The sequence below is a fragment of the Oleiphilus sp. HI0067 genome, assembly GCF_001635735.1.
The window spans coordinates 1-764 of record NZ_LWFI01000499.1 but is presented as its reverse complement, the minus strand read 5'-3'; the positions used below and the strand labels follow the sequence as shown (position 1 = coordinate 764).

The 764-nt window shown below is 45.2% G+C and carries 1 protein-coding gene; it reads left to right on the top strand.

Going from position 1 to position 764, the window contains the following annotated elements:
* Nucleotides 1-125: 125 nt before the first annotated feature.
* A partial coding sequence (locus A3739_RS05925) for a nitroreductase (protein WP_068500663.1) occupies nucleotides 126-764 on the top strand: 639 nt, incomplete at its 3' end.

Below are 764 nucleotides of genomic sequence, written 5' to 3'. Positions count from 1 at the left end.
TGATGGCGAGTTTACATGGGGTGTTGATAGATCGAAACACTTAATTTTACCGTAAGCCCTTTCTATCTGGTGCAGAGTTTTTTAGTCTGCATGTTCTAACAAAAAGCCTGAGGCCTGAATAAAAGATGGAGTTCCAAGACGTTCTTACGAAACGCAATAGCACGCGTGATTTTACCGACCAAGAAGTAAGTGATGACTTGATAAAGACCTTGCTTGCGGATGCTTTGAAAGCACCAAGTTCTTCTAATACGCAGTCGTATCGTGTGGCGATAGCAAAAGGGGTGACTAAAGATAAAATCGCTGAAGCGTTATTGAAAAAGTATGATAAGGGTATCGAAATTCAGCGTTTAAAAGGCGTGTCTAAAATCGTGAGGGGTATAACGAGCGGTGCCTTGCCTAATGGTGATTTCAAACCAGATATTCATTACCCATCCGAGCAAAAGAGACGCGCGATTGAGTGCGGCAAGGGCTTGTATGGTGTACTCGGAATTGAGCGACATGATCGCGCAGCGCGCGATGCTTGGATGCGAAAAAACTTCGAGTTTTTTAATGCGCCGGTAGCGATGTTCATTTTTGTTCATGGCGAACGTGCCGAATACAGTGCGCTTGATACAGGTATGTTCTTGCAAAATCTGATGCTGTCAGCGACTGATAAGGGGCTTGGGACATGTGCGCAAGCTTCTGTTGCAATGTGGGGCGGCGATGTTCGTCCATTCTTTGATATTGAAGACAAGTACAAGCTAATTTGCGGTGTGTGCTTGGGC